This window comes from Lysinibacillus sp. 10T31, from assembly GCF_056394365.1.
Genome location: NZ_JBFTHS010000011.1, coordinates 31,703 through 50,522, shown reverse-complemented (window position 1 = coordinate 50,522; position 18,820 = coordinate 31,703). Strand labels below are relative to the sequence as shown.

The 18,820-nt window shown below is 39.0% G+C and carries 20 protein-coding genes; 19 read left to right on the top strand and 1 reads right to left on the bottom strand.

What is annotated here, in order from left to right:
- Nucleotides 1–2: 2 nt before the first annotated feature.
- The 3 genes from AC1DCY_RS08540 to AC1DCY_RS08530 all read left to right on the top strand — a co-directional run bounded on the left by AC1DCY_RS08540 (nt 3) and on the right by AC1DCY_RS08530 (nt 2,302).
- Nucleotides 3–443, top strand: coding sequence for a low molecular weight protein arginine phosphatase (locus AC1DCY_RS08540; RefSeq protein ID WP_477349186.1), 441 nt, complete (start codon nt 3–5; stop codon nt 441–443).
- Nucleotides 444–451: 8 nt separating this feature from the next.
- Nucleotides 452–1,735, top strand: a complete 1,284-nt coding sequence (locus AC1DCY_RS08535; protein ID WP_477349185.1) for a methyl-accepting chemotaxis protein — start codon at nt 452–454, stop codon at nt 1,733–1,735.
- Nucleotides 1,736–1,981: 246 nt separating this feature from the next.
- Nucleotides 1,982–2,302, top strand: coding sequence for a hypothetical protein (locus AC1DCY_RS08530; RefSeq protein WP_477349184.1), 321 nt, complete (start codon nt 1,982–1,984; stop codon nt 2,300–2,302).
- A gap of 128 nt (nt 2,303–2,430) precedes the next feature.
- Here the strand turns inward: AC1DCY_RS08530 and AC1DCY_RS08525 are convergent, their stop codons facing one another.
- Nucleotides 2,431–2,904, bottom strand: coding sequence for a hypothetical protein (locus AC1DCY_RS08525; RefSeq protein WP_477349183.1), 474 nt, complete (start codon nt 2,902–2,904; stop codon nt 2,431–2,433).
- Nucleotides 2,905–3,225: 321 nt separating this feature from the next.
- Between AC1DCY_RS08525 and rpiB the strand changes: the two genes are divergently transcribed.
- The 16 genes from rpiB to AC1DCY_RS08445 all read left to right on the top strand — a co-directional run bounded on the left by rpiB (nt 3,226) and on the right by AC1DCY_RS08445 (nt 18,311).
- Entirely contained in the window at nt 3,226–3,663 is a 438-nt protein-coding gene (gene rpiB / locus AC1DCY_RS08520) for a ribose 5-phosphate isomerase B (protein WP_477349181.1), read from the top strand.
- Nucleotides 3,664–3,768: 105 nt separating this feature from the next.
- Nucleotides 3,769–4,311, top strand: coding sequence for a TIGR01440 family protein (locus tag AC1DCY_RS08515; protein WP_477349179.1), 543 nt, complete (start codon nt 3,769–3,771; stop codon nt 4,309–4,311).
- A gap of 60 nt (nt 4,312–4,371) precedes the next feature.
- Nucleotides 4,372–5,613 carry a serine hydroxymethyltransferase gene (glyA, locus tag AC1DCY_RS08510; protein WP_477349177.1) on the top strand — a complete coding sequence of 414 codons (1,242 nt, stop codon included), beginning with the start codon at nt 4,372–4,374 and terminating at the stop codon, nt 5,611–5,613.
- A gap of 586 nt (nt 5,614–6,199) precedes the next feature.
- Nucleotides 6,200–8,350 (top strand): EAL domain-containing protein, encoded by a 2,151-nt coding sequence (locus AC1DCY_RS08505; protein ID WP_477349175.1) that lies wholly within the window; start codon nt 6,200–6,202, stop codon nt 8,348–8,350.
- A 126-nt stretch (nt 8,351–8,476) separates the two neighbouring features.
- The gene (upp, locus tag AC1DCY_RS08500) at nt 8,477–9,106 is read left to right on the top strand and encodes a uracil phosphoribosyltransferase (protein WP_197139680.1); all 630 of its coding nucleotides are present in this window, start codon (nt 8,477–8,479) and stop codon (nt 9,104–9,106) included.
- A 252-nt stretch (nt 9,107–9,358) separates the two neighbouring features.
- Nucleotides 9,359–10,480: a non-hydrolyzing UDP-N-acetylglucosamine 2-epimerase gene (gene wecB, locus AC1DCY_RS08495; protein WP_477349275.1), complete on the top strand. Its 1,122-nt coding sequence runs from the start codon at nt 9,359–9,361 to the stop codon at nt 10,478–10,480.
- A gap of 518 nt (nt 10,481–10,998) precedes the next feature.
- Nucleotides 10,999–11,370, top strand: a complete 372-nt coding sequence (locus AC1DCY_RS08490; RefSeq protein WP_053484445.1) for an ATP synthase subunit I — start codon at nt 10,999–11,001, stop codon at nt 11,368–11,370.
- 36 nt (nt 11,371–11,406) lie between these two features.
- Nucleotides 11,407–12,129: a F0F1 ATP synthase subunit A gene (atpB, locus tag AC1DCY_RS08485; protein WP_477349173.1), complete on the top strand. Its 723-nt coding sequence runs from the start codon at nt 11,407–11,409 to the stop codon at nt 12,127–12,129.
- Nucleotides 12,130–12,195: 66 nt separating this feature from the next.
- The gene (gene atpE, locus AC1DCY_RS08480; protein WP_049668022.1) at nt 12,196–12,408 is read left to right on the top strand and encodes a F0F1 ATP synthase subunit C; all 213 of its coding nucleotides are present in this window, start codon (nt 12,196–12,198) and stop codon (nt 12,406–12,408) included.
- A gap of 173 nt (nt 12,409–12,581) precedes the next feature.
- The gene (gene atpF / locus AC1DCY_RS08475) at nt 12,582–13,103 is read left to right on the top strand and encodes a F0F1 ATP synthase subunit B (protein ID WP_400725758.1); all 522 of its coding nucleotides are present in this window, start codon (nt 12,582–12,584) and stop codon (nt 13,101–13,103) included.
- Nucleotides 13,100–13,636 carry a F0F1 ATP synthase subunit delta gene (locus AC1DCY_RS08470; protein ID WP_477349171.1) on the top strand — a complete coding sequence of 179 codons (537 nt, stop codon included), beginning with the start codon at nt 13,100–13,102 and terminating at the stop codon, nt 13,634–13,636. Before atpF ends, AC1DCY_RS08470 begins: the two co-directional genes overlap by 4 nt.
- Nucleotides 13,637–13,664: 28 nt before the next feature.
- The gene (gene atpA, locus AC1DCY_RS08465; RefSeq protein WP_477349170.1) at nt 13,665–15,173 is read left to right on the top strand and encodes a F0F1 ATP synthase subunit alpha; all 1,509 of its coding nucleotides are present in this window, start codon (nt 13,665–13,667) and stop codon (nt 15,171–15,173) included.
- A gap of 47 nt (nt 15,174–15,220) precedes the next feature.
- Entirely contained in the window at nt 15,221–16,078 is an 858-nt protein-coding gene (gene atpG / locus AC1DCY_RS08460; protein WP_477349168.1) for an ATP synthase F1 subunit gamma, read from the top strand.
- Nucleotides 16,079–16,127: 49 nt separating this feature from the next.
- A complete protein-coding gene (gene atpD, locus AC1DCY_RS08455) occupies nt 16,128–17,543 on the top strand; it encodes a F0F1 ATP synthase subunit beta (protein WP_079559414.1) in 1,416 nt (471 codons plus the stop codon).
- Nucleotides 17,544–17,567: 24 nt separating this feature from the next.
- On the top strand, nt 17,568–17,975 hold the full coding sequence (locus AC1DCY_RS08450) for a F0F1 ATP synthase subunit epsilon (RefSeq protein WP_268636088.1): 408 nt from the start codon (nt 17,568–17,570) through the stop codon (nt 17,973–17,975).
- Nucleotides 17,976–18,071: 96 nt separating this feature from the next.
- Complete coding sequence (locus tag AC1DCY_RS08445) at nt 18,072–18,311, top strand: DUF1146 family protein (protein WP_049668029.1); 240 nt, start codon at nt 18,072–18,074, stop codon at nt 18,309–18,311.
- Nucleotides 18,312–18,820 lie beyond the last annotated feature (509 nt).

The following is an 18,820-nucleotide window of genomic DNA, read 5'->3' as shown; positions in this document are numbered from 1 at the left end:
GTATGAAAATACTATTTGTTTGCACCGGGAATACTTGTCGCAGTCCAATGGCAGAGGTTATTTTAAGACATAAACAAATTGCCAATGTTGAAGTCCGTTCAGCGGGCATTTATGCCATGCCAAATGCGGAAATGTCTGCACATGCACAACAAGTATTATATGAAGCAAATATGACGCATCAGCATTTATCAACACAATTATCAATAACTGAAATGGAGTGGGCTGATTTAATTTTAACAATGACAACAGCTCACAAAGATACAATTATCGCTAATTATCCAAATGCAGGACAAAAAGTCTTTACTTTAAAAGAGTATGCAAGCGAAGGTAGCGGAGGAAATGTTGTAGATCCTTATGGTGGTAGTAAAGAAATATATAAAGAAACATTTGCAGAATTAACGGAATTGGTAGAACGATTAGTAAAAAAAATTGAAGAGAATTGAGGGTCGCTATGAAAAAACAGTTTGGTTTACGACTAAAACTAGTATTATTTGTTAGTATTCTTGCACTAATCACTTACAGTATCAGTTTTATATTTATCGAATATTTACAACCTACCTTTTTCCCAGAGATCAATCGTAAACTGTTTGAAATTTTTACTTATGTATCAGGGATTGTATGGTCAGGCATTTTGGCAGCAGTTTTCAGTGTAATCTTAATTAAACCTTTACAGCAGCTCGAAAATTCAGCTTCCCGAGTAGCAGAAGGGAAAATTGGACAGGATGTAGAAATGCCGAAAACAAGTGATGAAATTCGTTCTGTTGCAGAGGCATTCCAACAAATGGTGTTAAACTTAAGAGGAATGGTGGAAAGTATAGATAATAACTTCCAGCAAACCAATCAATCAATTATCCAACTATCTGATGAAGCAGCCGTTGCAACAAAAAAAGCAGAGAATATTGCTTCTACAGTAAAGCATATTTCTTCTGGTGCAGAGACATCTGCAACGGCAGTCCAAGATACAGCTGAAGCAATTGAAGATGTACGAGCTCTCGCGACAGAAGTTAATAGTAGAGCAGAGGCATCGGCAACGCAATCCAAAGAGATTTTACATAATTTAACGACAACAACAAAAGCTATCGAAACGTTAGTAAATAGTATTCAGCAAATCGCAGCTGGCAATACTGAGGCATTAGAAAGCATTCGTCTATTAGAAGACAATGCTGGACAGGTAGAGCGCATCATTAGCTTAGTTGGCGATATTGCAGCACAAACAAACTTACTAGCTTTAAACGCGTCGATTGAAGCAGCGCGTGCTGGCGAACATGGCAAAGGTTTTGCTGTTGTAGCTGAAGAAGTTCGTAGTTTAGCTGATGAAAGTGCAAAAGCGGTACAGGGCATTACTTCCCTTATTCAATCCATGCAACAAAACGTTGAAATTGTTGTAAAACAAATGAATCAGCAGGTGACATTTGCGACAAAAGAAGCTGCACGTGTATCAGAAACTACGACAGCAGTAGAAGGAATGTCTTCAAGCGTACATGAAATGGCGACAGCGATTGTAGAAATCTCTACACTAATTGAACAGCAAATGCATAATATTGAAACAACGGCTCGTCAATCTCAAGAAGTTGCAGCCATAGCTCAAGAAACGTCAGCAGGTGCACAGGAAGTTCGCAGTGCAGCAGAAGAACAAGCATACGCAATTGAGCAAGTAGAAAAACTAGCAGAAGGCTTAAAGAAACAATCAGAAGAGCTGCATAAAATGATTCAACAATTTGATAGACAAGCATAAATATGATTTTAGACTGTAGCAAACTCGGGTGGGTATCGAGTTTGCTACAGTTTTTTTATGTCGTATTAAGACTTGTGGAATGGTGCCTGTAGAGATGAAAGTGGCGAGATGGAAGAGCTGAAGTGAAAGAAGCCTACAAAGCGGCGGATAGAAGGGGAGCAGTGACGGATAAAACTGCCGGAGCGACGGATAGAGAGAGGAAAGCGACGGAAAGAAAAGCCAAAGTGAAGGATAGCCCGCAAAGCGATGGATGGAAAGTCGAAAGTGAAGGATAGAAACGTCGAAGCTGCGGATAGAAACGTTAAAGTTGCGGATAGAAAGTCAAAAATCGTGGATAGAAACGTTAAAGTTGCGGATAGAAAGTCGAAAATCGTGGATAGAAACGTCAAAGCTGCGGATAGAAAGTCGAAAATCATGGATAGAAACGTTAAAGCTGCGGATAGAAAGTCGAAAATCGTGGATAGAATCGTCAAAGTCGTGGATAGAAAGAGGAAAGTGAGGGAAAGAAAAGCCGAAGCGAAGGATAGTCCACTAAGCGAGGGGAGAAATAGCATCAACGACGGATAGAACTGACAGAGCGACGGATATAGAGAGGAAAGCGACGGAAAGAAAAGCCGAGATGAAGGATAACCCGTAAAGCGATGGATAAGAAAAGTAGCGACTACGGAAAGAAGAGCAGGAGTGACGGATAGCCCTCAGAGCGACGGAAAGAGGAGCGCCAACGACGGAAAGAACTGCTGAAGCGACGGATGAAGAGAAAAAACCGACGGAAAGAAGAGCCGAAGTGAAGGATAGCCCGCCAAGCGACGGAAAGAAGTGCGGCAACGACGGAAAGAACTGCTGAAGCGACGGATGAAGAGAAGAAACCGACGGAAAGAAGAGCCGAAGTGAAGGATAGCCCGCCAAGCGACGGAAAGAAGTGCGGCAACGACGGAAAGAACTGCTGAAGCGACGGATGAAGAGAAGAAACCGACGGAAAGAAGAGCAGAAGTGACGGATAGTCCGCAGAGCGATGGAAAGAAGTGCGGCAACGACGGAAAGAACTGCCGAAGCGACGGATAGCCCGCCAAGCGACGGAAAATAAGTGCAGCAACGACGGCAAGAAGAGCTACATCGACGGATAGGACATCAACAAAGAAAGCTTCACATCCATTACGCCACACTCGCATTTTACATAGAATTCCTCTATAGTTCCAACTACTGGTAATACATAGAAAAAATATTGATATAGCATGTCCACTGTAATTGCAAAGGTAAAAAAACTTTAGAAGATAGAATATTACGACAAGAGACCATTATCCGAATTTATCAACATGATATTCACAATATCCACAGGTAAATGAGTTTAAAAGTGAATGATTTTGTTCGTGCTTACAAGAAACGTTCGTCTTTTAGGAGAAATCAGCATAAAAATGCAAGAAAAATCATGTTATTCTTGAGATAGAAGTGGTACACTAGTGTTGACTATAATTTCGAAATGAGGGAACCCAGTGAGAATAGCAATTTCTTCTGATCACGGAGGCAATAACTTACGTCGTGAGATTATGCAGCTGTTAGATGAGCTAAATATTAGCTACGAAGATTTTGGTCCACAATCTGCGGATTCAGTAGACTATCCTGATTATGCAAAACCAGTAACTGAAGGTGTTGCTAGCGGGGAATTTGATAAAGGTATTTTAATTTGTGGTACAGGAATTGGTATGTCCATTGCTGCAAATAAAATTAAGGGGATTCGTTGTGCTTTAGTACATGATTTATTTAGCGCAAAAGCAACGCGTTGCCACAATGATTCAAATATTTTAGCAATGGGTGAGCGTGTTATTGGGCCAGGCCTTGCACGTGAAATCGCTAAAGTATGGCTTGAAACAGATTTTGAAGGTGGTCGTCATACGCGACGCATTGAAAAAATCACTGAGCTTGAGCAATAAGAAAAGCAATTAAGTTTATTAACATATGTCCTAAGCAGAAAGCTTCGTCAAAGAGTGCTTTTTAGCTGTTGGACATAAATATTAGAAATAAAGGGGCTGAGCATAGTGGTTGTACAACAAATACGAACACATTTAACTCAGTTACTCAGTGAATTTGAAGAGCAGGTAATCCTACGACCAAATACTATTTTTGTTGTAGGTTGCTCGACATCTGAAGTGATTGGTCAGAAAATTGGCACAGCAGGCGCGCTTGAAATTGGAGAAGCGATTTTTGAGCCGTTGCAGGCATTTGCAAAGAAACATCAACTACATCTAGCGTTCCAAGGCTGTGAGCATATTAATCGTGCTATTACAATGGAAGCAACAACAGCAGATCAATTTGGTTATGAACCAGTAACAGTTGTACCAGTTCGTACAGCAGGCGGTTCGATGTCTGCTTATGCATTCACGCAATTTACAAATCCAGTTGTTGTGGAATCTGTGCAAGCAAATGCAGGGATTGACATTGGTCAAACACTTATAGGTATGCATTTAAAGGCAGTAGCTGTTCCAGTTCGTACTTCTGTGCGAATGGTAGGAGAAGCGGTTGTAACAATTGCAACAACACGTCCAAAGCTGATTGGCGGAGAGCGTGCTGTATATAAATAAAATTACCTCTGGAATCAGTGGTATACAAATAACGATTATACTTAGGAGGCTTTTTCAAACATGGCATACGAAAAATTAGCAGTACAAGACAAAGCAGTATTAGACGGAATTCTTGCGGAAAAAAAACGTCAACAAGCAAATATCGAGTTAATTGCATCAGAAAACTTTGTAACTGAAGCAGTAATGGAAGCACAAGGTTCTGTTCTAACAAATAAATATGCTGAAGGTTATCCAGGTAAACGCTACTATGGCGGCTGTGAACACGTAGATGTGGTGGAAGATATCGCACGTGATCGTGTGAAAGAAATCTTTGGAGCAGAGTATGCAAACGTACAACCACACTCTGGTGCACAAGCAAACATGGCTGTATACCACACGATTTTAGAACCAAATGATACTGTACTTGGGATGAATCTATCTCATGGCGGTCACTTAACACATGGATCTCCTGTAAACTTCTCAGGGATTCTATATAACTTTGTTGAATATGGCGTAACAAAAGATACTCAAGTAATCGATTATGAAGATGTACGCCAAAAAGCGTTAGAGCATAAGCCAAAATTAATTGTTGCAGGTGCATCTGCATACCCACGAGAAATCGATTTCGCTAAATTCCGTGAAATCGCTGATGAAGTAGGAGCATATTTCATGGTGGATATGGCACATATCGCTGGTCTTGTGGCTGCTGGTGAGCACCAATCACCGGTACCATATGCTGATTTTGTGACATCTACAACACATAAAACATTACGTGGCCCACGTGGTGGTCTAATCCTTGCTTCGAAAGAATGGGAGCAAAAGCTTAATAAATCTGTATTCCCAGGTATCCAAGGTGGACCATTAATGCACGTAATCGCTGCAAAAGCTGTTGCATTCGGTGAAGCATTACAGCCAGAATTCAAAGAGTATGCAAAACAAATTAAAGCTAATGCTAAAGCTTTAGCAGAAGTATTAATTGCAGAAGGTGTTGAAATTGTATCTGGTGGTACGGATAACCACTTGCTACTTCTTAATGTGAAATCTCTTGGCCTAACAGGAAAAGTAGCAGAGCACGCACTTGATGAAGTAGGCATTACAACAAATAAAAATACAATTCCTTACGATACAGAATCACCATTCGTAACTTCTGGTATCCGCATTGGTACACCGGCAGTAACATCTCGTGGCTTCAATGAAGAGGACATGAAAGAAGTTGGTGCAATTATTGCTACTGTTCTTAAAAATCCAGAAGATGAAGCAGTTAAAACTGAAGCGAAAGCTCGCGTAAAAGCATTAACTGACAAACATCCATTATACGTATAATCTAACTTCTTTCAGCATTCAACTCCCACCTCTATAGGTGGTGAGATGTTACTTTTTAGCGGATATCCAAACATCCGCTGAAAGAAGTTAAAGCCTCCGGCGGATGTCATTGAATCGGAAAGGAGTTCTTAGAGGATGTTAGCCTAAAATCATCGCATCCATGCGATAACGGCTAACTGACCTGCATCGTGCAGGCCTAAGCACAAAGCCGATTCCGGACGCAATTATGCCGAGGCATAATTGATTAAATATAGCTGTGGTTAAAGTGAACTCTATCACTTTAACCACAGCTTTTTTTATTGGTTGATCACAGATGAGGCTTAGCAGCTCATCGGACACCCCTCAGGAAAGCCCCTGGTAGAACGAAAAGCAACCATACATTTTAGCGATGGGCTATTTTTGTTTATATGGAAATAAAATACTCCTATTTTTGAATTTATTTACATAAACTTAGTAGAAAAGGATATATTATATAATAGAGAGAGACAGATAATGTCCAGAATTATTTTCATAAAAGTGACAATTTATTGAATGTTTATGTACAATATAAAGAAAGATTGATAGCGATAAAGGGAGGGGGAGCTGGATGGTTACTAAAACAATGATCATAGAACATGAAATGTTATTAAATACAATTCGTAGGTTAGGTGATAAATCTAAAGAAAGTTATGTAATTTTTGATACAACAAAAAATCATTGCGTAGTAGAATGTAATGATTCTTTTTGTACGCTTACAAATACTACACGTTCGCAAATAATAAATAACGATTATTTTTCATTGATGTTAAACGAGCAACAGACAACTATTGAGATGATTAAAGATAAAATACATAACGGAGTCATGGTACAAGCAAAATTGCATCATAGTTGCTTCGATAAACCTCCTTTTTGGGCAGAGATACAAGCACTCCCATTTCAAAATAAAAAAAATGAAACAGTATTTGTACTAGTAGTTGTGAAAGATGTTACTTACTATCATAACGAAGAATTTTTGATGTACCTTGAGAAAACTATGTACGAAGCGATTGAAAAGGACTATTCCTTTGATAAAAAGATGAGTGTTATTTGCAGTAGTCTAGATGAATTTTTTATGCCGAAAATATCAAGTATGGTACTTGTCAAAACAGAGGCAGATCAATTACGAATTTTTAAAGGGAATGGCAAAATAAAAGATTTGCCGGAGCGTTGTGAAAACAAAGAATTTTTTAAGAGAGTTATGCAAGGTGAGACATCCATTCTAGTTAAGAGTTTGGATGAAATTGATATTCCTATTGAACATAAAATGTTCGCCAATTTATCTGAAATGCCATTTGGATGGTTTATGCCAATATACAATCAACAACAGCAAGCAATTGGATTGTTTGTGATATTTTCAAAGCAATATTCTAATGACCAAAAGTTTTTTGAAAGCATGTTCCGAAAAATTGGTGCTCTTGTTGCATTGGCATATTCATATGAAAGAATACAAAAAAAGATATGGGACTTAGCCTATATCGATATTACAACGGGGCTACCTAATCGACATGGTTTTTTAAACAAGGTAGAAAAAGAGTACGGTCAAAATGGCAATATCAAAATCTTAAAGCCAAGCGAATTCCATCAAATTGTCGAGCTATATGGTCGTGAAGCAGGAGATGAACTTTTAAGACAAATTGCTAAACGGCTAAATGAAGAGAAGGATGATCATAACGAATATATTGCTAGATTTACAAGCACTAGTTTAATCATTGCAAATGCGACACCCGATGAAGATTTCTTCTATTATAAGAGGCGTATAAAAGAGATTATTCGTCAGCCCTTTATTGTGGGTGGAAAGCAAATTTATATTACACTGAAAACTGGAATTGCTTTATATAACAATGACATAAAAATTGATGATGCGATTCGCTTTGCGGATAATGCTGTATCGTTTGCGGCCAATAAACCAGGTACTCATATGGAAATATTTACACAAGAAAGAAATGATGTGCTCGAGCAGCAAATGACAGTGTTAAACCATTTGGCACAAGCAATAAAAAATAAAGAAATCTCGGTGAATTTACAGCCAAAGGTTGATTTACGGACAGGTGAAATTCAAAGTATTGAAGCGCTTGCCCGCTGGATTTCTCCAAAACTCGGTTTCGTGTCACCAGCAATTTTTATTCCAGTGGCAGAAAGTGCAGGAAAGGTACGAGAAATCGATAATCAAATATTAGAGATTGTTCTTTCCTGGTTAGCAGAGCGCAAAAGATTAGGGAAAAAATTAGTGAAGGTAGCAGTAAATATTTCGCCTGATCATTTTTACTATGCTAATTTTGTACAGGATACACTGGAGCTCGTTCGGAAATACGATGTTGATCCGAGATATATCATTTTAGAAGTAACGGAAAATATTGGCCTAGTTGATTTTCAGACTGCTTTTTCTATTATCCAGGAATTGAAAGAGTACGGCTTTAAAACTTCGGTGGACGATTTTGGAACAGGTTTTTCATCACTAAGTTATTTACAAAGACTACCGTTTACTGAATTGAAAATAGATCGAAGCTTTATTAATGATATAAATGATGCAGCTACACTTGCTATTGTCCGATCCATTATCCAATTAGCATTAAACTTAGGAATGACTTCAGTCGCAGAAGGTATTGAAAATAAAGAGCAGGTTGAAATTTTACGTGCACTCGGCTGTACAGTAGGACAAGGTTATTTCTATTACAAGCCGATGACAATAGAACAGTTAGATGCAATACTCGATAAATAATCGCTATTATATGTAGCAAACATTCTTGAAAAGGAGTTGTCCCAAATTTATTTTTGAGACGACTCCTTTTTTCTGTTATACTAGGTGAGATAAAAATGAAATCCGAACGGTTAGGAGAGAATCCCTTTGAGCAAAGTATACGTATTTGATCATCCACTAATCCAACACAAGTTAACTTATATTCGTGATAAGAATACAGGAACAAAAGAATTTCGTGAGCTAGTAGACGAAGTAGCAACATTAATGGCATTCGAAATTACACGTGATATGCCAGTAGAGGAAATTGAAATTGAGACACCTGTCACAGTTGCTAAAACAAAAGTACTTTCTGGTAAGAAACTTGCGATTGTACCGATTTTACGTGCAGGTATTGGCATGGTAGATGGCGTATTAAATCTAATTCCAGCTGCTAAAGTTGGACATATCGGTCTTTATCGTGATCCAGAAACGTTAAAACCTGTAGAATACTATGCAAAACTTCCTGCAGATGTAGAAGAACGTGATTTCATCATTGTAGACCCAATGCTTGCAACTGGTGGATCAGCAGTGGAAGCGATCAACTCACTGAAAAAACGTGGTGCGAAAAGCATTAAATTTATGTGCTTAATCGCTGCGCCAGAGGGTGTAAAAGAAATTCAAGAACATCATCCAGATGTAGATATTTATATTGCTGCACTTGATGAAAAACTAAATGACCATGGCTACATTGTCCCTGGTTTAGGTGATGCAGGCGACCGCCTATTCGGTACGAAATAATACTGAACAGTTTTCAACAGTAATAATAAGGTTCACCGCCGAAATTTTTGGTGATGAGTCAATCATAAACAGTTGAATGAATTTAGTATGTAATTTTTAGGAAACTTATAACTTTTGGGAGCGTCCTTCAATGTTGAAGGACGTTTCATAGTATGTTAGGTGAATTACTTCCCGACTCTTGCTTTATATGATGCCGATCAATGGGAGTAAACATTTTTCATACAAATAAAACAAAGGACGGTGCAAATGGTTTTGACAAAAAAGTGGAAAGTAATGACGATTTTCGGTACGAGACCAGAGGCTATTAAAATGGCTCCACTTGTATTGGAGTTACAAAAGTATCCTGAGCAAATAGAATCGATTGTGACGGTAACAGCACAACATCGCCAAATGCTCGATCAAGTTTTAGAAACATTTAAAATTACACCAGACTATGATTTAAATATTATGAAGGATCGTCAAACATTAATTGACGTGACGACTAATGCCTTACAAGGCTTAGACAAAGTCATGAAAGAAGCAAAACCGGATATTGTTTTAGTACATGGCGATACAGCAACAACATTCATTGCAAGTCTAGCTGCATTTTATAACCAGATTGCTATCGGACATGTGGAAGCAGGTCTTCGAACTTGGAATAAGTATTCACCGTACCCAGAGGAAATGAATCGCCAGTTAACAGGTGTTATGGCTGATCTTCATTTTGCACCGACGGAAGTCTCTAAGAAAAACCTTTTAGATGAAAATAAAAATCCTGATACTATTTTTGTCACTGGTAACACAGCTATCGATGCATTAGCTACAACAGTAAGTGAACATTACACACACCCTGTGTTAGAAAAAATAGGTTCAGATCGTATGATTTTATTGACAGCGCATCGTCGTGAAAATCTAGGCGAACCTATGCGTCATATGTTTAGAGCGATTACAAGAATTCTAGAAGAGCATGAGGATGTACAAGTTGTTTACCCAGTCCATATGAATCCAGCTGTACGAGAAATAGCTAATGAAATTTTAGGAGATCATAAGCGTGTACATTTAATTGAACCTCTTGAGGTCTTCGATTTCCATAACTTTGCGGCTAATTCTTATATGATTTTAACTGATTCTGGTGGCGTCCAAGAAGAAGCCCCATCACTAGGTAAACCAGTTTTGGTACTTAGAGATACAACAGAGCGACCAGAAGGTATTGCTGCTGGGACTCTAAAGCTAGCAGGAACGGAAGAAGAAACAATCTACTCTCTAGCTAAGCAATTAATAGAAGATAAAAATGTCTATGAAGCAATGGCAAAAGCATCAAATCCTTATGGTGATGGACATGCTTCTGAACGTATTGTGAAAGCTCTTTTAGCGTTTTTACAAAAAAGCAAGTAATATCCCTTTTCGAAATTGAAAAATGAGTCTAATGTACTAATCACGATAGGCAAGCTAATTTACGAGCAAAAATGTGTCGTAAATTAGCTTTTTTTTGCACAAACGTGAACTTTGATTTTGAAGCTATGAATTTTCATACACAAATTTGTCAACAATTTGACAAGAGTATAGTGACTGTGAAGTTTTTCTCCTTTACTAATTGACTTCAAATATCTCCTATTGTATGCTTACAAAGGGTAATAATGATAAGGGTTTCAAATCGTAAATAGAGGTTGAAACACTTGTTATATCAAGTTTCTACTAAATTGACAGTTCAAACTATAAACTGTCGATTTGCAACGTTTTGTGCGTTTCGGGGTGTAAGATATTTTTTGGGATTTACACCTGTAATTTCAAAAAGACGCTCTCCCGTTACTATTCCGCTGTGAGTAGTGTTTTTCACTGCTCTTTTCTGATTTCACATAGTGGTCAGCAAACGTTTCTTTACTCGAAAAAATGATTCAGGAGATTACAAACCAATGCTAGATTTGCATCACATTATTGCTGTGCAGAAGAGAGCGTTATTTTTTTTGCTCGCACTCTGTGCATTAGGCTGGGGATTTACACCCTATCAAACGGTTTTTGCGGGCATCGCAATCGGTGCATTCTTTGGTACGTATAATTTTTGGATTTTAGTTCGCCGTATGGACAAGTTTGATCGATCCATTAGTGAAGGGAAGAAAGTAGGCTCACTTGGTACAGCGCTTCGCTTTGCATCAGGTGTAGCGGCAGTCGCTTTAGCCATTTCGTTGCCAAACTATTTTCACTTAATTAGCACGGTCATAGGGCTAATGATTCCGTACGTTTTTCTCTTTGTCGAGAGAATTGTGTCACATGTAAGGAACCGCTAATGTGCTTTAAATTAGAAAGAGAGGTGAAAAATAACAATGAATCATGAAGCTCCATTACAAGTAGTTGATTTTGGGTTGTTTAAGCTAACGTTCAACCTTTCAACTGTAATGATGTTACTAGTTGCGGCCTTAGTCGTTTTCTTAATCGCTTTTATTTCAACTAGAAGCCTAAAGTTAAAACCTACAGGTATGCAAAACTTTATGGAATGGATTATGGATTTCGTAAAGAACATCATAAAAAGCAACATGGACTGGAAAACTGGCGGACGATTCCACATATTAGGTATCACACTTATTATGTTTATCGCTGTATCTAACTTATTAGGTCTTCCATTCTCTATCGTCTATAACGGCGAACTTTGGTGGAAATCTCCTACAGCTGACCCAACTGTTACAATGACGCTTGCAGCAATGATTTTAGCCTTAACACATTTCTATGGTATTAAAATGAAGGGGACAGGCCATTATGTTGGTACATTCTTCAAACCAATGTCATTCATGTTCCCGCTAAAAATCGTTGAAGAATTTGCGAACACTTTAACATTAGGTCTTCGTCTTTACGGTAACATTTATGCAGGTGAGATTCTACTTGGCTTAATCGCAGGTTTAGCATCATCAGGTGCTGTTGGATTCATCGGAGCAATTGTTCCAATGATGGCATGGCAAGGTTTCTCTATTTTCATCGGCTTTATCCAAGCCTTTATCTTCACAATGTTAACAATGGTATACATGGCTCATAAAGTGAGCGATGACCATTAATATAAAGCATATATCTTATGCTTGAACCAAAAAAAAAACAAACAATTCCAAGGAGGAAATTTTCAAATGGGTTTATTAGCAGCAGCAATCGCAATCGGTCTAGGTGCACTTGGTGCAGGTATCGGTAACGGTCTTATCGTTTCAAAAACAGTAGAAGGTATCGCTCGCCAACCAGAAGCTCGTGGCGTTCTTCAAACTACAATGTTCATCGGGGTAGCATTAGTTGAAGCCCTACCAATCATCGCAGTAGTAATCGCATTCATCGTAATGAACAAATAATTCAGTTGTATACTGAATTCTAGTGGCGAAGCAGGAATCTCCAGATGAAACTTCGCCATTCATTTTGGAACTGATAAAAGCTATGTGTAAATATAGCTTTTTAAAATAGGTAGTTTTTTTATTAATTAAATTATTATGTTGAAGTTAAAGCTCTTGAAGGGAGTGAAACAATCGTGTTTTTAGATTATCTTGTACTAGGCAGCGCTGAGCCAGGTTTCAATGGTGGCGATATCGCCGCAACATTAGTTATCTTCTTAGTGTTAATGCTTTTACTTAAAAAGTTCGCTTGGGGTCCACTTATGGGCATCATGCAGCAACGTGAAGAATTAGTAGCTAGTGAAATCGAAGCAGCTGAAAAAGCCCGCAAAGATTCTCATCAATATTTAGAAGAACAAAAGAGCCTTCTTAAAGAAGCTCGTACGGAAGCACAATCGATTGTTGAAGGCGCTAAGAAGCAAGGCGAAACGCAAAAAGAAGAAATTCTTACTGCAGCTCGCAATGAAGCAAACCGCTTAAAAGAATCGGCTTTACGTGAAATTGAGTCTGAAAAAGAAAAAGCTATTGCAGCTGTACGTGATGAAGTCGTTTCATTATCTGTACTTGCAGCATCTAAAGTCCTTAGCAAAGAGATTTCTGAGGCAGACAACCGTGCTCTAATTGAAGAGACGATTGCGAAGGCAGGGGAAGCTCGATGAGTAATTCAACTGTAGCAAAACGTTACGCACAAGCGCTTTTTGAATTAGCGCAACAAAAAAACATTCTTGCTGAAGTTGGAGCAGACTTAAATGAGCTAACAACAGTAGTTAAAGAATCTCCTGATTTTTTAACACTTTTAAATGCTCCTAAGTTCTCTATCGAACGTAAGAAACAAATGGTAGCAGAAATCTTTGCAAGTGCAACTCCTGAGGTTTTACACACAGTTCAACTACTTGTTGAGAAAAAGCGTGTAAACGAAGTGAAGCTTATTGCTAACGCATATGCTGAGCTTGCTGCACAGGCACAAGGTACTGCAGATGCAACAGTATTCTCTACTCGTGCACTTTCTACTGAAGAAAGCGCTAAAATTTCAGCAACATTTGCGAAACTTGTAGGGAAACAATCATTAAACATTACAAACGAAATTGATCCATCACTTCTTGGTGGTATTCGTGTTCAAATCGGTAATCATATTTATGATAGCTCAGTAGCGAACAAGCTTGAGCGCCTAAAACGTGAATTAATCGGTTAATAATTTAGAAATGTGAGAGGTGACATACATGGGCATCAAGGCTGAAGAAATCAGCAGTCTGATTAAACAACAGATTGAGAATTATGAATCTGAACTTAAAGTAAGCGAAGTTGGTACAGTTATCCGTATTGGTGACGGTATCGCTCTTGCTCATGGCCTCGACAACGCCATGGCTGGAGAACTTCTTGAGTTCTCTAACGGTGTTATGGGTATGGCTCAAAACCTAGAAGAAGGTAACGTTGGTATCGTAATCTTAGGTCCATACGCTGACATCAAAGAAGGCGATGAAGTTCGTCGTACAGGTCGTATCATGGAAGTACCAGTTGGTGAAGAACTAATTGGTCGTGTTGTAAACCCACTTGGTCAACCAGTGGATGGACAAGGTCCAATCAACACAACAAAATCTCGTCCAATCGAAAGCCCAGCTTTCGGTGTAATGGCTCGTAAATCAGTACACGAACCACTACAAACTGGTATCAAAGCGATTGACGCTTTAGTACCAATCGGTCGTGGTCAACGTGAGTTGATCATCGGTGACCGTCAAGTAGGTAAAACATCTGTCGCAATCGATACAATCTTAAACCAAACTGGTGAAAATATGATTTGTATCTATGTTGCTATCGGTCAAAAAGAATCAACTGTACGTGGTGTAGTTGAAACGTTACGTAAGCACGGTGCATTAGATTATACAATCGTTGTAACTGCTGCTGCATCTCAACCAGCTCCATTACTATACTTAGCACCATTTGCTGGTGTTTCTATGGCAGAAGAATTCATGTTACAAGGTAAGCACGTTTTAATCGTGTATGATGATCTTTCTAAACAAGCATCAGCTTACCGTGAACTTTCACTTCTTCTACGCCGTCCTCCAGGTCGTGAAGCATACCCTGGTGACGTTTTCTACTTACACAGCCGCCTACTTGAACGCGCTGCGAAGTTAAACGAAACATACCAAAATGGTTCTATTACAGCTCTTCCATTCGTTGAGACACAAGCTGGGGATATCTCTGCATACATCCCAACTAACGTAATCTCAATCACTGATGGACAAATTTTCTTACAATCTGACTTATTCAACTCAGGTGTACGTCCAGCGATTAACGCCGGTCTTTCTGTATCACGTGTAGGTGGATCTGCTCAAATTAAAGCGATGAAAAAAGTTGCGGGTACACTACGTCTTGACTTAGCTGCATTCCGTGAACTTGAATCATTTGCTCAATTTGGTTCTGATTTAGATAAAATCACACTGGCTAAACTTGAGCGTGGTAAACGTACGGTTGAAGTTCTTAAACAAGACCTAAACAAACCACTTAAAGTTGAAAAGCAAGTTGCTATCCTTTATGCATTAACTAAAGGTCACTTAGATGATATTCCAGTACAAGATATCGTTCGCTTTGAAGGTGAATTCTTAAGCTGGTTAGAAACAAACCACACAAACGTTTTAGATCACGTTCGTACTACAAAAGAACTTGCTCCTGATGCTGATTACRTAGCAGCTTTAACTGAGTTCAAAAAAACTTTCGCTAAATCAGAATAAGTTCGAGCTAGTCACTTGATTAAAAAACAAAAGGTGGTGAAATACCAGTGGTAAACTTACGCGAAATAAAAGGTCGTATTAATTCTACAAAGAGTACGAAACAAATTACGAAAGCGATGCAGATGGTTTCTTCTTCCAAGTTACGTCGTGCAGAGCAAAACGCTAAAGCGTACGTTCCTTACATGGAAAAAATCCAGGACGTAGTAGGCGCGATCGCTTCAGGGACAAAAGACAGTGGACATCCAATGTTAACTGCTCGTCCTGTTAAGAAAACAGCTTACTTAGTCATTGGTTCTGACCGTGGTCTTGCAGGTGCTTACAACTCAAGTATCTTACGTCAAGTTCAACGTACAATTGACGAGCGTCATAAATCAAAAGACGAATACGTTATTTTAGCGGTAGGTCGAGTTGTTCGTGACTACTTTGTGAAACGTGATCATAATGTAGTCAGCGATGTTGTCGGTCTTCCGGACCAACCATCATTTGCTGATATTAAAGAAATCGCTCGTAAAGCTGTTGGTATGTTCATTGACGGTACGTATGATGAACTTTATATGTACTACAATCACTTTGTCAGCGCTATTGCTAACGAAGTGACAGAGAAAAAACTTCTTCCATTAACAGATCTTGCACCTGCTAGCAGTAATGCTTCTTACGAATTTGAGCCATCTGGTGAAGCAATTCTTGAAGTGTTACTTCCACAATACGCGGAAAGCTTAGTTTACGGCGCATTATTAGATGGAAAAGCAAGTGAACATGCTTCTCGTATGACGGCTATGAAAAATGCAACTGATAACGCATCTGATCTTATTTCAGACCTTTCATTGCAATATAACCGTGCGCGTCAAGCGGCGATTACACAAGAAATTACAGAAATCGTTGGTGGAGCTGCAGCCTTAGAATAGGCCCAGCTTCCCAATGTCGTATAAGAATACGATAGGAGGATACACAGTAATGAATAAAGGACATGTTATTCAAGTAATGGGTCCAGTTGTTGACGTAAAATTTAACAATGGCCAATTACCAGCAATCTATAACTCACTAACAGTTAAGATTGAACGTCCTAATGAAGAACCAACAATTCTTGCATTAGAAGTTGCTCTTCATTTAGGTGATGATTCTGTTCGTACAATTGCAATGTCATCTACTGATGGCTTACAACGTGGAGCAGAAGTAACAGACTCAGGAAAAGCTATCTCAGTACCAGTTGGTGAAGTTACTTTAGGTCGTGTATTCAACGTACTTGGAGAAGTAATCGACTTAGGTGAAGAGATTCCAGCTGATGTTCGTCGTGATTCAATTCACCGCGAAGCACCATCTTTCGATGAACTTTCAACTACAGTTGAAATTCTTGAAACAGGTATCAAAGTAGTAGACTTATTAGCACCATATATCAAAGGTGGTAAAATCGGTCTATTCGGTGGTGCCGGTGTAGGTAAAACTGTATTAATCCAAGAATTAATCAACAACATCGCACAAGAGCACTCAGGTATCTCTGTATTCGCTGGTGTAGGTGAGCGTACTCGTGAAGGGAACGACTTATTCTTCGAGATGAGCGATTCAGGCGTTATCAAGCAAACAGCGATGGTATTCGGTCAAATGAACGAACCACCAGGTGCACGTATGCGTGTAGCTTTAACTGGTCTTACAATGGCAGAATACTTCCGTGATGAGCAAGGTGCTGACGTACTTTTATTCATCGACAATATCTTCCGTTTCACACAAGCAGGTTCTGAGGTTTCTGCCCTATTAGGTCGTATGCCTTCTGCGGTAGGTTACCAACCAACACTTGCAACTGAAATGGGTAAATTACAAGAACGTATCACATCTACTAACAAAGGTTCTGTAACTTCTATTCAAGCGATCTATGTACCAGCCGATGACTATACTGACCCGGCTCCAGCTACAACTTTCGCCCACTTAGATGCAACTACTAACCTTGAGCGTAAATTATCAGAAATGGGTATCTACCCTGCGGTTGACCCATTAGCTTCGACTTCTCGTGCTTTATCACCAGAAATCGTAGGCGCTGAGCACTACGCAATCGCTACTGGTGTACAACGTACAATCCAACGTTACCGTGAATTACAAGATATCATTGCTATCTTAGGTATGGATGAATTATCTGATGAAGATAAACAAACAGTAGAACGTGCTCGTCGTATTCAATTCTTCTTATCTCAAAACTTCCACGTTGCGGAACAATTTACTGGTCAAAAAGGTTCTTATGTACCTGTTAAAGAAACTGTTCGCTCATTCAAGGAAATCCTTGATGGCAAATGGGATCACCTACCAGAAGATGCTTTCCGTCTAGTTGGTTCTATTGATGAAGTAGTTGAAAAAGCGAAAAGCATGGGCGTAGAGGTTTAATACTAGGGACGAGGAGGAAAAAATATGAAGACAGTTCTAGTCAATATTGTCACTCCCGACGGCCCGGTATACGATTCTGAAGTATCAATGGTAATCGCTAAAACAACTTCAGGTGAAATCGGTGTTCTTGCAGGCCATATTCCTATGGTTGCTCCACTTGCAATTGGTGCAGTGAAGCTTAAAAAAGAAAACGGTTCAACTGAACTAGTTGCCTTAAGCGGCGGTTTCATTGAAGTTCGCCCTGAAAAAATCTCAATTTTAGCTCCGTCTGCTGAAATTGCTGAAAGCATCGATGTTAAACGTGCTAAAGAAGCCGTTAAACGTGCTGAAGGTCGTCTTCAAGGTAAACAAGATAACATTGATTTCAAACGTGCTGACCTAGCATTAAAACGTGCGTTGAATCGTATCAACGTTCATGAGGGTAATATCTAATTCAAATTTTAACGGGCAGATTCAACATCTGTCCGTTTTTTAACATTATGCTACCGTTTGAGAGTATCGCTGAGGAATTAATATGGAGGAACCAACATGGAAATATATCAGGCAATAGGGCAGGAAGCTTTAATAGGGATTTTATCGCATTTATTTTTTATCGCTATTACTTTTTATGCGCTACAAGCATTTATGCTAGAAAAAATCTTTAAAAAGAATAAAGTTTTTCAAATCCAATTAATTTATATTTTATTAAGTATTGCGATAGGATCAGCCGTTTCTAATTTCTTTCTGCAAATTTCAAACTGGTCAGGGAAGCTTCCGTATTTATTTTAATAGCCCCTTTTTACTATCTTTATGTTAGTAATTGAATCTACATGTTTCACAGGGCTTTATAACATAATTTATGTGGTCCTTTGAAATATGTAAAATAAGTTTAAATACTTTCAGCAGATGTTTTCGTAGCGAAAGCAAAGCGTCAGCTACAGATGTTTTCGTAGCGAAAGTGAAACGGCAGCTACAAGTGTTTTCGTAGCGAAAGCAAAGCGTCAGCTACAAGTGTTTTCGTAGCGAAAGTGAAACGGCAGCTACAAGTGTTTTCGTAGCGAAAGTGAAACGGCAGCTACAGATGTTTTCGTAGCGAAAGCAAAGCGTCAGCTACAAACGTTTTCGTAGCGAAAGTGAAACGGCAGCTACAAATGTTTTCGTAGCGAAAGTGAAACGGCAGCTACAAGTGTTTTCGTACCGAAAGCGTAGCGACAGGTACAGTAGTCTCCCATCTCATAAGGTGGTGAGAAGAATTCGGGCACAAATTATGCCTCGAAATAATTGATATAAATCCATTA